Source organism: Nocardioides sp. CER19 (assembly GCF_029846275.1).
Lineage (GTDB): Bacteria > Actinomycetota > Actinomycetes > Propionibacteriales > Nocardioidaceae > Nocardioides.
In genome coordinates this window covers 204,502-217,144 of the sequence record NZ_JARVWS010000004.1, presented here as the reverse complement: position 1 = coordinate 217,144, position 12,643 = coordinate 204,502, and the positions used below count along the sequence as shown (strand labels likewise).

At 72.1% G+C, this 12,643-nt stretch carries 14 protein-coding genes; 9 read left to right on the top strand and 5 right to left on the bottom strand.

Annotated elements, in window-relative coordinates; genetic code table 11:
* The first annotated feature begins 11 nt into the window (after positions 1–11).
* The 4 genes from QDS12_RS20525 to QDS12_RS20510 all read left to right on the top strand — a co-directional run bounded on the left by QDS12_RS20525 (position 12) and on the right by QDS12_RS20510 (position 2,103).
* Positions 12–311 (top strand): thiamine-binding protein, encoded by a 300-nt coding sequence (locus QDS12_RS20525; RefSeq protein WP_279882627.1) that lies wholly within the window; start codon positions 12–14, stop codon positions 309–311.
* Positions 304–954: a DUF3105 domain-containing protein gene (locus QDS12_RS20520; RefSeq protein ID WP_279882625.1), complete on the top strand. Its 651-nt coding sequence runs from the start codon at positions 304–306 to the stop codon at positions 952–954. Before QDS12_RS20525 ends, QDS12_RS20520 begins: the two co-directional genes overlap by 8 nt.
* 51 nt (positions 955–1,005) lie before the next feature.
* Positions 1,006–1,617 (top strand): Calx-beta domain-containing protein, encoded by a 612-nt coding sequence (locus tag QDS12_RS20515; RefSeq protein WP_279882623.1) that lies wholly within the window; start codon positions 1,006–1,008, stop codon positions 1,615–1,617.
* 81 nt (positions 1,618–1,698) lie between these two features.
* The gene (locus QDS12_RS20510) at positions 1,699–2,103 is read left to right on the top strand and encodes a YjbQ family protein (protein ID WP_279882622.1); all 405 of its coding nucleotides are present in this window, start codon (positions 1,699–1,701) and stop codon (positions 2,101–2,103) included.
* A 2-nt stretch (positions 2,104–2,105) separates the two neighbouring features.
* Here the strand turns inward: QDS12_RS20510 and QDS12_RS20505 are convergent, their stop codons facing one another.
* Positions 2,106–2,309, bottom strand: a complete 204-nt coding sequence (locus QDS12_RS20505; protein ID WP_279882621.1) for a hypothetical protein — start codon at positions 2,307–2,309, stop codon at positions 2,106–2,108.
* A gap of 44 nt (positions 2,310–2,353) precedes the next feature.
* On the opposite strand from QDS12_RS20505, the gene QDS12_RS20500 reads away from it, so the two are divergent.
* On the top strand, positions 2,354–3,277 hold the full coding sequence (locus QDS12_RS20500) for an SMP-30/gluconolactonase/LRE family protein (RefSeq protein ID WP_279882620.1): 924 nt from the start codon (positions 2,354–2,356) through the stop codon (positions 3,275–3,277).
* On the opposite strand, the gene QDS12_RS20495 is transcribed toward QDS12_RS20500, so the two are convergent.
* On the bottom strand, positions 3,278–4,123 hold the full coding sequence (locus tag QDS12_RS20495; protein WP_279882618.1) for a hypothetical protein: 846 nt from the start codon (positions 4,121–4,123) through the stop codon (positions 3,278–3,280). It lies immediately after the preceding gene.
* A gap of 86 nt (positions 4,124–4,209) precedes the next feature.
* Between QDS12_RS20495 and dxs the strand changes: the two genes are divergently transcribed.
* A complete protein-coding gene (dxs, locus tag QDS12_RS20490) occupies positions 4,210–6,093 on the top strand; it encodes a 1-deoxy-D-xylulose-5-phosphate synthase (RefSeq protein ID WP_279882617.1) in 1,884 nt (627 codons plus the stop codon).
* 12 nt (positions 6,094–6,105) lie between these two features.
* On the opposite strand, the gene QDS12_RS20485 is transcribed toward dxs, so the two are convergent.
* Positions 6,106–6,798: a L,D-transpeptidase family protein gene (locus QDS12_RS20485; protein ID WP_279882615.1), complete on the bottom strand. Its 693-nt coding sequence runs from the start codon at positions 6,796–6,798 to the stop codon at positions 6,106–6,108.
* 70 nt (positions 6,799–6,868) lie between these two features.
* Here QDS12_RS20485 and QDS12_RS20480 point away from each other — a divergent pair, with 70 nt between their 5' ends.
* The 3 genes from QDS12_RS20480 to QDS12_RS20470 all read left to right on the top strand — a co-directional run bounded on the left by QDS12_RS20480 (position 6,869) and on the right by QDS12_RS20470 (position 10,338).
* Positions 6,869–8,356 (top strand): amino acid permease, encoded by a 1,488-nt coding sequence (locus QDS12_RS20480; RefSeq protein WP_279882613.1) that lies wholly within the window; start codon positions 6,869–6,871, stop codon positions 8,354–8,356.
* 144 nt (positions 8,357–8,500) lie between these two features.
* Entirely contained in the window at positions 8,501–9,445 is a 945-nt protein-coding gene (locus QDS12_RS20475) for a PAC2 family protein (protein WP_279882611.1), read from the top strand.
* Entirely contained in the window at positions 9,442–10,338 is an 897-nt protein-coding gene (locus QDS12_RS20470) for an acyl-CoA thioesterase II (protein ID WP_279882609.1), read from the top strand. The genes QDS12_RS20475 and QDS12_RS20470 overlap by 4 nt, the downstream gene beginning before the upstream one ends.
* A 67-nt stretch (positions 10,339–10,405) precedes the next feature.
* Here the strand turns inward: QDS12_RS20470 and QDS12_RS20465 are convergent, their stop codons facing one another.
* Together QDS12_RS20465 and QDS12_RS20460 are read right to left on the bottom strand one after the other, a co-directional pair.
* Positions 10,406–11,293 (bottom strand): MaoC/PaaZ C-terminal domain-containing protein, encoded by an 888-nt coding sequence (locus QDS12_RS20465; protein ID WP_279882608.1) that lies wholly within the window; start codon positions 11,291–11,293, stop codon positions 10,406–10,408.
* Between the two features lies 1 nt (position 11,294).
* Positions 11,295–12,629, bottom strand: a complete 1,335-nt coding sequence (locus tag QDS12_RS20460) for a 3-oxoacyl-ACP reductase (protein WP_279882607.1) — start codon at positions 12,627–12,629, stop codon at positions 11,295–11,297.
* Between the last annotated feature and the right edge of the window lie 14 nt (positions 12,630–12,643).

The following is a 12,643-nucleotide window of genomic DNA, read 5'->3' as shown; positions in this document are numbered from 1 at the left end:
AGGCTCGGCCCATGCTCGTCGCCTTCTCGATCGCACCCAGCACCTCCGACGAGTCCGGCGGAGTCGCCGAGGCCGTCGCCGCCGCCGTCAAGGTGGTCCGTGAGTCCGGCCTGCCCAACGAGACCAACGCGATGTTCACCAACGTCGAGGGGGAGTGGGACGAGGTGATGGCCGTCCTCAAGCAGGCCGTCGACGCTGTCTCGGCGTACTCCTCCCGGGTCAGCCTCGTCCTCAAGGCCGACATCCGCCCCGGGTACGACGGCCAGCTGACCGCCAAGGTCGAGCGGATCGAGCGAGCGCTGGGTGAGTGAGCCCTCCGCACCCGACGGCGTGCCGTCGGTCGTCTCGCTCGGCCCGACTCCGCCGCCGCCCAGGCGGGGACGCTACGTCGTCGTCGGCGCGGCCACGCTGGCCGTGATGCTGGTCGCCGGTGCCGCCGCGCTGCCGATGCTGACCGACGAGGAGACCCGCGTCCAGCGCGAGACCAGCGGCGGGCTCGCCGCCGTCGTGACGTACGACGACCTGAGGGTCGACCACACCCAGGAGGACGTCACCTACCCGATGACGCCCCCGGCCGGCGGCCCCCACGACCCGGTCTGGCTCGAGTGCGGCGCCTACGACGAGCCGGTGCGCGACGAGAACGCCGTCCACGACCTCGAGCACGGAGCCGTCTGGATCGCCTACGACCCCGACCTCGGGGCCGCGGCCGTCAAGGCGCTGGCGAAGGAGCTGCCGCAGAACGGCATCATGGCGCCGTACCCGGGCCTGCCGGCGCCGGTGGTCGTCACGGTGTGGGGTCGCCAGCTTCGCCTGGACGGTCCCGACGACGCCCGGCTGGAGCGGTTCCTCGCCGCCTTCGGCCACAGCGAGACCGCGCCCGAGCCCGACGCGTCGTGCGCGGGAGGCAGCACCGACCCGCAGGGAGGCCACCCGCCCGACGGCACTCCGGTCTGACGAATTCCGGCGACGTGTAACACGGGCGCGGGGCCATGACAGGAACCCTGCATGAAGTACACATCTCGGATCATCGCGGGGGCAGCGACCAGCGCCCTCGCGCTCGGTCTCACCGCCCCGGCTGCCCTGGCCCATGGCGGCCACCGTCATTCCGCCGCGCCGGTGGTCAACTCGCGCCCCGTCGTCGTCGACGAGGGTGCCGGCACCGCGACCGTGACCATCACGCTTCGTCGCGCCGCGCCGCGCGACATCTCGCTCGACTGGTCCACGCTGTCGCGCGGCTTCAAGACCTATCGCGGAGACTTCCGTCACCAGTCGCGTGACCTTGCCCGGAGCGGCCACCACGGCCACCATCGGATCGGTCGGGCGACCCCCGGCGAGGACTACACCGCGAGCACCGGCACGGTCGTGATCGCGGCCGGCAGCAAGACCGCCAGCGTCACGGTCCCGGTCATCGACGACACGAAGGTCGAGCCCGGCGAGATCTTCCTCGTCCGGTTCCGCGCCACCCGGCCGGCCACCAAGGACGGGTCGGCGCGTACGGCTCACACCGCACGCGGCTCGTTCGCCAGCCACCTGCGCGGGCACCACCGGCACTTCCGGCACAGCCTGACCGTGCCCGTGCTGATCACCGACAACGACACCGCCACCCCGGCGTCCTGAGTCGGAACCCCGGAGCCTGCGGGCGCTGCCTCCCACGGGCAGCGCCCGCAGCACATCTCAGCTACTCCTACGATCAGCCGCATGCACTCCGAGACCCGCTCGTTCCGCACCGGCGCCCACGAGGTCGTCCTCGACATCACCCGCTGGGCCGCCGACTTCGTCGCCGACCGCGGTGACGGCCTGCTGCACCTGTTCGTTCCCCACGCCACCGCCGGCATCGCGATCATCGAGACCGGCGCCGGGAGCGACGACGACCTCCTGGCGGCGCTCGACGACCTGCTGCCGAAGGACGACCGCTGGCGGCACCGCCACGGCAGCCCCGGTCACGGCCGGTCGCACGTGATGCCGGCCGTGGTGCCGCCCTACGCGAGCGTCCCGGTGCTCGACGGCCGGCTCGCGCTCGGGACCTGGCAGTCGATCTGCCTCGTCGACCTCAACGTCGACAACGAGACCCGCGACGTGCGGTTCAGCTTCCTCGGCGGCTGAGCTCAGCGCTTGCGGCCGATGAGCCAGTACGCCGCCGAGCCGCTCGTGTTCGCGGTCCCGGCGATGCGCCACAGCCACTTCGGGCCGCGAACCCGGTCGGCCGGGCGGCGGGAGATGTCCCGCAGGGTCAGCAGCCCGACGACGAGCTGGACCACCACCGCCGCACCGACCATGCGCTTCTGGGACTGCGTGAGCTTCTTCGCCATACGGCCAGTGTGCCGCACGTCGCCCCGCCAGTAGGTTCGGCTCCGTGGTCAACGCATTCGAGGTCGTTCCCGTCCCCGCCGGTGGCGCGGAGGACGTCGTGGTCGGCACGAACGGGCGGGACGAGGCGGCCGTCTTCACCGGCACCGCCGACGGCAGCATCTGGCGGATCAGCCACGACGCCGGCCGCGTCGACCTGGTGGCGAACACCGGAGGACGCCCGCTGGGACTCGAGCTCGACGGCGACGGCCGGCTGCTGGTCTGCGACGCCCGGCGCGGGGTCCTGCGGGTCGACCCGGTGAGCGGCCGGGTGGAGGCGGTGACCGACGCGGCGGCCGGTCGCCGGCTCGTTTTCTGCAACAACGCCGCGATCGGCAGCGACGGCACCGTGTGGTTCACCGACTCGTCGGCACACCATGACATCGACCGTTGGAAGGACGAGATGGTGCAGGCCACGCGCACCGGGCGCCTCGTCCGGATCGCGCCCGACGGCGTGACCAGCGTCGCCGTCGACGGCCTGTCGTTCGCCAACGGGGTCGCTCTCAGCAGCGACGAGTCGTTCGTCGCCGTCGCGGAGACGGCCGCGCGGACCGTCGTACGCCACTGGCTCGACGGACGACCGGACGACCTGCTGGTCGGCGACCTGCCCGGCTACCCCGACAACATCTCGCGCGGCAGCGACGGCCTCATCTGGGTCACCATCGCCAGCCCGACCGACCCGCTCGTCGAGCGGCTCCAGGGCGCGCCCGGCTGGCTGCAGCGCTCGGTGACCCGGGTGCCCGACGCCCTCCAGCCGAGGCCGAAGCGGACCGTCCGCGTCCAGGCGTACGACGACCAGGGTGCCCTGGTCCACGACGTGGAGATCCACACCCCGCGGTTCCACATGGTCACCGGAGTCCGCGAGCACGACGGGGTGGTGTGGCTCGGCTCGCTCCACGAGCCCGCCGTCGCGTCGTTCGAGCTGGGCTGATCAGGTCAGGGAGTCGAACCACCGGGGCAGCACGGCGATCCCCTCGACCGGCGAGCTGACGCTGTTGTCCTGGGACCGCAGCCGCACCGGCCCGGTGCGCGCGGTCCGGATGGCGGAGATCGTGGTCGCCGAGTAGATCCGCCGGCGTCCGGTCGTCCATCCGCTCGCGAAGGCGGTGACCATGTGCTGGCGACCCGGGACGCGGACGATCACCTGGTCCGGACCGCTGTTCAGCGGGACGGCGGTGGCCAGGGTCGCCACGCGGCTCCCCGCGGGGACGTGCCGCAGGACCAGCGGGCTCCCCGGCCTGATGCCCGTCGCGTGCCCGCCCCAGAAGTGCCGGTTGCGCAGCCGCTTCAGGGGACCTGTCCGGACCAGCCGGGAGTCGTCGAGGAAGCGGGCCAGGCAGCTGACCTCCGACCACGCACCCAGGTTGCCGTCGGTGTCGCGGGTGCGCGCGGAGACGCAGACCACCTCACCCTGGGCCAGCGAGAGGGGCAGCTCGAGCACCGGCCGGTCCGGGTCGGTCCCAGGCGGCGGGCTGGCGGCGGCGCCCTGGAGCGCGGCGGGGTAGGTCCAGGCCGAGCGGCGCGCCGCCGTCATCGGCGTGCGCGCGATCCGCACGTCGACCGACCTGATCGCGTTGCCGTGCTCCTCGCCGGACCAGACGGCCGCCTGGATCGAGAAGACCTGACGGGCACCCGTCACGACCGGGTCGAGCCCCGGCAGCCCGACGACCGACACGGGGGGTGCCGCGGCCTGCGCCGTCGGTGCGCTCACGAGGAGGCCGAGCGTCAGCAGCAGGGCGGGCGCCAGTGCCCCCGAGCGGGTCCGAGACCGGGTCATGGCGGGACTGTAGGGCCGCCAGCCGACTCCTGTCTGCGCCTCCGGCGGATGCGCTCTCGACCCGACCAGGCGGTAACCTCGCGCTTATGGCTCTTCTCGATCAGGTCGCGTCACCTCGGGACCTCGACGGTCTGAGCGAGAGCGAGCTCACCACGCTCGCTGCGGAGATCCGCGACCTTCTCGTGACCACGACCGCCACGACCGGCGGGCACCTCGGCCCCAACCTCGGCGTTGTCGAGCTGACGCTCGCGATCCACCGGGTGTTCGACTCCCCGCGCGACCGCGTGGTGTTCGACACCGGCCACCAGGCCTACGTCCACAAGATGCTCACCGGCCGCGCCCGTGACTTCGCCGGGCTCCGCCAGGAGGGCGGCCTCTCCGGCTACCCGTCGCAGGCCGAGTCCGACCACGACATCGTCGAGAACTCCCATGCGTCGACCGCCCTGAGCTATGCCGACGGCCTCGCGAAGGCCTACGCGATCCGCGGCGAGGACCGCCACGTCGTCGCCGTGATCGGCGACGGGGCGCTCACCGGCGGAATGGCCTGGGAGGCGCTCAACAACATCGCCATCGCGAAGGGTTCCCGGCTCGTCATCGTCGTCAACGACAACGGCCGCTCCTACACGCCCACCGTCGGCGGTCTGGCGACCGCGCTCACGTCGTTGCGGACCAACCCGCGCTACGAGCGCGTCCTCGAGCTCATCAAGCGGCGGCTCCCCGCCATGCCTGGCGGCGGCGCCACCTACGAGGTGCTCCACGCGGTCAAGAAGGGCCTCAAGGACGCGCTGGCCCCGCAGGGCCTCTTCGAGGACCTCGGGCTCAAGTACGTCGGCCCGGTCGACGGTCACGACCGGTCGGCCGTCGAACAGGCGCTGCGGCAGGCCAAGAACTTCGGCGGCCCGGTGATCGTGCACGCCATCACCCGCAAGGGCTTCGGCTACGACGCGGCGGAGCGCCACGAGGCCGACCAGTTCCACAGCCCGGGGCCGTTCGACGTGCACACCGGCGACGAGCACCCCAAGGCCCGGATCTGGACCGACGTCTTCGCCGACGAGATCGTCCACATCGGCGAGCGGCGGGGCGACGTCGTCGCGATCACCGCCGCGATGATGCACCCGGTCGGGCTGCACCACTTCCAGGCCCGCTTCCCTGAGCGCACCTTCGACGTCGGCATCGCCGAGCAGCACGCCGCCACCTCGGCGGCCGGCCTCGCGCTCGGCGGCCTGCACCCGGTGGTGGCCGTCTACGCGACCTTCCTCAACCGTGCCTTCGACCAGGTGCTCATGGACTGCGCACTGCACAAGTGCGGCGTCACGTTCGTGCTCGACCGTTCCGGGGTGACCGGAGACGACGGCGCGTCCCACAACGGCATGTGGGACCTGTCGGTCCTCCAGGTCGTGCCAGGGCTGCGCATCGCGGCGCCGCGCGACGGGGCCCGGCTGCGCGAGCTCCTCGGCGAGGCGGTCGAGGTCTCCGATGCGCCGACCGTGGTGCGGTTCCCGAAGGGATCGCCGCCCGACGACATCGAGGCGGTCGGCAAGGCCGGCTCCGCCGACGTACTCGTGCGGAGTGGGACGAAGGACGTGCTCGTCGTCGCGGCGGGCGTCATGGCCGGGACCGGGGTCGGGGTCGCGGAGCGGCTCGTCGCGCAGGGCCTCGGCGTGACCGTCGTCGACCCGCGCTGGGTCAAGCCGCTCGACGAGGCGCTCGTGGGCCTGGCCCGGGAGCATCGGCTCGTCGTGACCATCGAGGACAACGGCGTGGTCGGCGGCGTCGGCGCCGTGTTCCTGCAGCAGCTCGCCGCGGCCGGCGTCACCACGCCGGTCCGGATCCACGGCATCCCGCAGGAGTTCCTCCACCACGCCAAGCGCGGGCGGATCCTCGAGCAGATCGGGCTGACGCCCCAGGCCATCGCGCTCGGCGTCATCGAGGAGCTCGCCGAGCAGCAGCCGGCGCACAGCGAGGTCTGAGCCCGGGCGGCGTCAGAGGACCTTCACGGTGGTCGCCGTACGTCCCGCCGTGAAGTCCCACAACCGGGTCGCCAGCGCCGCGGAGAGCCGCACGCAGCCGTGCGAGTCGCCGGCGAGGTCGGTGCCGAGGTACCAGTCCGGGTGCATCTGCGCGCCGGTCGTCTTGTAGGTGGGGATCCGGTGGAAGCCGATGCCGCAGGGGGCGAACCGCACGAAGTGGTCCATGTAGACGGCGCCCGACTGGTTCTTGACCACCCGTGCCGGCCGGCCGCAGTAGGAGCCCGTGCGCCACGTGCCCTTGTGCAGCACGGCGGGGTTGTCGACGACCCCGCCCTGGGCGACGACCCGGCCGCGCGCGCCGACCAGCCACACCCAGTTCTGCGCCTGGCTGACGACGATCCGCCGGCCGGTCCCGGAGTGGCGCGGCACCGGGCGACGGTCGCAGCGCCGTGCGGTGCCCGACGTGAGCAGCCGGCGGGTGGCCCGGTCGAGGTGTCCGTTGGTGGGCAGCCCGTGCCGTGACTGGAGCCGTACGACGGCCGAGCGGGTGTGCAGGCCGATGCGGCCGTCGACCGGCCCGGCGTCGCAGCGCAGCCCGTTGAGCGCGCGCTGCGCCTGGCGGACCCAGGCGGTGCCCGCGCCGTGGGCAGGGGCCATCAGGCCGCCGACGAGGAGGACCGTGAGCGCTACCGCGAGGCGCTGCATGCGGACATGATGGCACCAGGAACGGAGACCGCGACCGTTTGACGGCCGATGCTGGGGAAACTGAGGCGTCATGAAAGTTCTGCGGACGAAGTCGATCGAGCAGTCGCTCCAGGACACTGACGACCCTGAATTCCAGCTCAAGCGCAAACTGAGCGCACTCGACCTCACGGTCTTCGGCATCGGCGTCATCATCGGGGCCGGCATCTTCACGCTCACCGGCAAGGCGGCAGCACAGTACGCCGGCCCCGGCGTCGTGTTCTCCTTCGTGCTGGCCGGCATCTGCTGCGGGCTCGCGGCGCTCTGCTACGCCGAGTTCGCCTCGACGGTCCCGGTCTCCGGGTCGGCGTACACGTTCTCCTACGCCACCCTGGGGGAGCTGGTGGCCTGGATCATCGGCTGGGACCTCGTGCTCGAGCTGATGCTCGGCGCCTCGGTCGTCGCCCAGGGCTGGAGCACCTACTTCGTCACGTTCCTCGACGAGATCGGGTTGGGCTGGCCCGACGCGATCGGGCCGACGGAGACGCCCCAGTGGGGGCACGTGAACCTGCCGGCGCTGCTGCTCGTGCTCGTGCTGATGGCGCTCGTCGCGATCGGCATCAAGGAGTCCCTGCGGGTCAACCTGGTGCTCGTCGGGATCAAGCTCTTCATCGTCCTGTTCGTGATCATCGCCGGGCTCTTCTACATCACCGGATCCAACTACCACCCGTTCGTCCCGCCGCGGGCCGGCTCGGTGAACTCCAGTGGCCTCGGGCAGCCGCTCATACAGTGGGTCTTCGGGCTGGAGCCGGCGACCTACGGCGTCCTCGGCATCATCTCCGCCGCCTCGGTCGTGTTCTTCGCCTACATCGGCTTCGACGTGGTCGCGACCACGGCGGAGGAGGCCCGCAACCCGCAGCGCGACCTGCCTCGGGGCATCATCGGCTCGCTCGCCATCTGCACGGTGCTCTACGTCGCCGTCTCGCTCGTCATCACCGGCATGGTGCGCTACGACAAGATCGACACGTCGGCGGCACTGGCCAGCGCCTTCCGCGACGTCGGACGGGACGGCTTCGCGACGCTGATCGCCGCGGGTGCGGTCGCCGGCCTCACCACCGTCGTCATGACGCTCATGATCGGCGCGATCCGCGTGCTCTTCGCGATGAGCCGTGACGCCCTGCTGCCGCACGGCTTCGGACGGACCAGCCCCCGCACGGGCACGCCGGTCCGGATCACGCTCACCGTCGGCGTCCTGGTCGCGCTGGTCGCCGGGCTCACGCCCATCTCGAAGCTGGAGGAGATGGTCAACATCGGCACGTTGACCGCCTTCGCTCTGGTCTCGCTCGCCGTTCCCGTGCTGCGTCGGACCCGGCCCGAGCTCGAGCGCCCGTTCCGGGTGCCGCTGAGCCCGTGGCTGCCCACCCTCGCGGCGCTGATCTGCGTCTACCTCGCGCTCAACCTCAGCCTGGAGACGTGGCTGCGCTTCGTGGTCTGGATGATCATCGGCTTCGCGATCTACTTCACCTACGGCTACCGCCGCAGCCGGGTCGGCCGCGCCGCGGCCGTGACGACCACCACCTGACGAATGGCCGGAGCAGCGCCGCGCGGGGAATATCGTTGACCCGCGCGGCGCTGCTGCTTCGCCATGTGGAACATCTTCAGGAGCCGCGACGGGGAGCAGCCGGGCGGCAGCGAGAAACACATCGACAGGACGGGAGAGCGCCGGGTGGCGAAGTCGAAGCTCGTGCACATCGTCGACAGCGTTCCGGCGCTCGACGACCTCGAGGGCCCGCTCGTCATGGTGCAGGTGCTCGACGGGTTCCTCGATGCCGGCAACGCCTCGGTGCGGGCCGCCCGCCACCTCGTGGAGGCCTCACGCACGGCTCCGGTGGTGGCCACGTTCGACGTCGACGCCTTCCACGACTACCGCGCACGCCGACCCCCGGTCACCTTCGCGCGCGACCACTACGAGGACTACGAGACGCCGCGCCTGGTCGTCCGGCTCCTGCGCGACGCCGGCGGGACGCCGTACCTCCTCCTCCACGGCCCCGAGCCCGACAACCGCTGGGAGGCCTTCGCGCGCGCTGTGCGCGACGTCGTCGAGCGGTTCGAGGTCGACCGGGTGATCAGCCTCGGGTCGGTGCCGATGGCGGTGCCGCACACGCGGCCGATGACGCTGACGCACCACGCCAACAACCCCGAGCTGGTCACGGTCGAGAGCCCGTGGACCGGCGAGCTGCGGGTGCCGTCGAGCGCCCAGGTGCTCGTCGAGCTCCGCCTCGGCGACTGCGGCCGCGACGCCCAGGGCTTCGTCGCGCACATCCCGCACTACCTCGCCCAGCTCGACTACCCGCACGCCTCCGTCGCGCTGCTCGAGCAGGTCGAGCTGGCCGGCCGGCTGACCATCGACCTCACCGACCTGCAGGCCGAGGCGGACGAGCGCGACGCCGAGATCGCGCGCTACCTCGAGGGCAACGACGAGGTGGCCGAGGTGGTGCACGCGCTCGAGCGGCAGTACGACGCCTTCGCGCGTGCCGAGGAGTCCGGCTCCAACCTGCTCGCCCCCAACCAGCCCCTCCCGACCGGTGAGGAGCTCGGGCGCGAGTTCGAGCGGTTCCTCGCGGGTCTCGACGATGACCCCGGCGACGACCCAGAGAGGCCGACCGAGTGACCGACCGATCCGACCAGGCGACGATGCCGCCTGCCAACGAGGCGGCCGTCAAGGCGCTCGTCGACGTGCTCGACCTCGAGGAGATCGACGACGACCTGTTCCGCGGCCACTCGCAGGACAACGGCCGCGGTCGTTCCTTCGGTGGCCAGGTGGCGGCCCAGGCGCTCATGGCCGGCATGCGGTCGGTGCCGGGGGAGTTCTTCGTGCACTCGATGCACTCCTACTTCCTGCTGCCCGGCGACCCCACCGAGTCGATCGTCTACGACGTCGAGCGGATCCGCGACGGCCGCTCGTTCCTCACGCGCCGCATCGTGGCGCGCCAGCACGGCCGGTCGATCTACTACATGACGGCGAACTTCCACCGGGAGGAGCAGGGCTTCGAGCACCAGGACGTCATGCCCGACGTCCTGCCGCCGGAGCAGGGCCTCGACTTCCTCAAGCGGCTGCGGGACCGCACCGACGCCGAGGGCCAGCGGCTCGCCCAGGAGTGGGCGGCGATCGAGGGCCGCGCCGTCGGCCACTCCCTGGCCGGCGGCCTCGAGGAGGATCCCGCGCGCCCGTCCCGTCAGCGGGTCTGGCTCAAGATCAACGGCCGGCTGCCCGACGACCCGCAGGTCCACCTGGGGGCGTTCACCTGGGCCAGCGACATCTCGCTGCTCGGCGCGGCGCTCGCCGCGCACACGCTGGACCACGAGCAGATCCAGATGGCGTCGCTCGACCACGCGATCTGGTTCCACCGCCCGTTCCGCCCCGACGACTGGTGGCTCTACGACCAGGTCTCGCCGTCCGCCCAGGGCGGCCGCGGCCTCTCGATCGGGCGGGTCTTCACCCGCGACGGCCGGCTCGCCGCCACCGTCGCCCAGGAAGGCATCATCCGACCTCCCCGCGACTGACCCCGACGTTGGTGTTGTCGCCCCTCGAGATCCGGGTTGTTGCCCCTCGAGATCGGCGTTGTCGCCCTCAGAGGGCGGTGGTGCGCCCCAGCAGGTGCACCGTCTCGGCGCCGGGCTTGGTGAGCGAGAAGGCGTAGCCGTCCTCGAAGCCGGCCGCCCCGAACGCCACCTTCCCCGGCAGGAAGACCGGCTTCCGGAAGGCCACGTCGACGCGGACCGCGTCGGGCAGCCGGTTCTCGAGCGCCGCCACCGAGCGCGCCTTCGTCCACATCCCGTGGGCGATCTGGCGCTTGAACCCGAGCGCCTTCGCGGTCAGCGGGAAGAGGTGGATCGGGTTGTAGTCGCCCGACACGGCGGCGTACCGCCGACCGAGGTCGCCCGGCAGCCTCCACACGGTGCCGCCGGGGGAGACATCCGCGAGCTGGAGGCCGCGGCTCGCTGAGGCGTCGCCCTGGCCTCGGCGCAGGTACGCCGACGTCGACTCCCACACGAGCTCGCCGTCCGCCGCGCCCGCGTGGATCGACGTGACGAACTCGAAGACCTCGCCCTTGGGGTGGGACTTCGCCGGGCCGACCCACGCCGACACGCCGAGCGACTCGCCGACCGCGAGCGGCCGGTGCTGGGTGATCGAGTTCTCGAGGTGGACCATCCCCATCGCGGGGGCGGGGAAGGCCGGGTCGGTCATCAGCGCCATGTGCAGCGGGAACGCCAGCAGGTGCGGGTAGGTCAGCGGCGCGGTGTCCTTGACCGGGAAGCCGCACACCTCGGCGTAGGCCTCGACGTGGGGACGCTGGATCGTGACCGGTGGGCGGGCGACGGTCAGCCGTTCGAACGCCTCGCCCGTCTTGCGTACGCCGGGCAGCGACCCGATCCCGGGCACGGACGGCAATGCCGCCCGCACCAGCGTGCCGAGGCCGCCGTGGTCGCTGACGACCCGCGCCCGCGTCTCGGTCACCTCAGGCCCCCAGCATCATCTGGCCGCAGACCCGCACGACGTTGCCGTTGACAGCTGTCGACCCGGGGCTGGCGTACCACGCGATCGTCTCCGCGACGTCGACCGGGAGGCCGCCCTGCGCCATCGCGTTGAGCCGCTGGCCGACCTCGCGCGTCGCGAGCGGCACGGCCGCCGTCATCTGCGTGATGATGAAGCCGGGCGCGACCGCGTTGATGGTGATGCCGTCGGTCAGCTTGTCGGCGAGAGAGTCGACGAACCCGATGACGCCGGCCTTGGAGGCGGCGTAGTTGGTCTGACCGACGTTGCCCGCGATGCCGGCGATCGACGCGACGCCGACGACCCGACCGTTGGGGTTGATGACGTTCTGGGCGAGCAGCTCGGCGGTGATCCGCTCGGGCGCGACCACGTTGACGGCGATCACCGACTCCCATCGGTCGGCGGTCATGTTGGCGAGCTTCTTGTCCCGCGTGATGCCGGCGTTGTGGACGACGACGTCGACGCCGCCGTGCTTCTCCTGGAGGTGCCGCGCGATGCGCTGCGGTGCGTCGACGGCGGTGATGTCGAGCGTCAGCCAGTCGCCGGCGAGGTCCTCCATGAGCCTGACGAGCGGGTCAGCCGCCTGCGGTACGTCGACGCCGACGACCGTCGCGCCGTCGCGGTGGAGCACGCGGGCGATCTGCTCGCCGATCCCGCGGCTGGCACCCGTCACGAGGGCGACCTTGCCGGCGAGCGGCCGGGTCCAGTCGGCGACCGGCTCGGCCGTGCTGCTGCCGTGCGCGCCGATCCGGATCACCTGGCCCGAGACGTAGGCCGACTTGGGGGAGAGGAGGAACGCCAGCGTGGAGGTCGCGGCCTCCTCGGCGCCCTCGGCGACGTAGACGAGCTGGACGGTGCCGCCGCGCCCGATCTCCTTGCCCAGGCTGCGGGTGAAGCCCTCGAGCGCGCGCTGGGCGATCCGCTCCTCGCCGTCGAGCCGCTCCGGTGGCGTCCCGATCACCACGACCCGCGGGCAGGACTCCAAGGAGCGCAGGACGGGCGTGAAGAAGTCACGCAGTGCCTCGAGCTGGTCCGGCGCGGTCAGGCCGGAGGCGTCGAAGACCAGGCCCTTGTAGCGGGCGCCGTCGGCCCGCGCCTCCGCCGTCTCGATGTCGAGCGCGCCGAGGATCCCGGGCAGCGACTCCGCGAGCCGCCCACGGCCGCCGACCAGGACGGCGCCCTTGACGAGCGGGTCGCCGACGGCGTACCGCTCGAGCGCGACCGGGTTCGGGAGCCCGAGGTTCTTCACGAGCAGCTGGCCGATCGTGCTCTGCGTGAAGCTGAGGTACTTGTCGCTCATGCCTGGTGATTCCT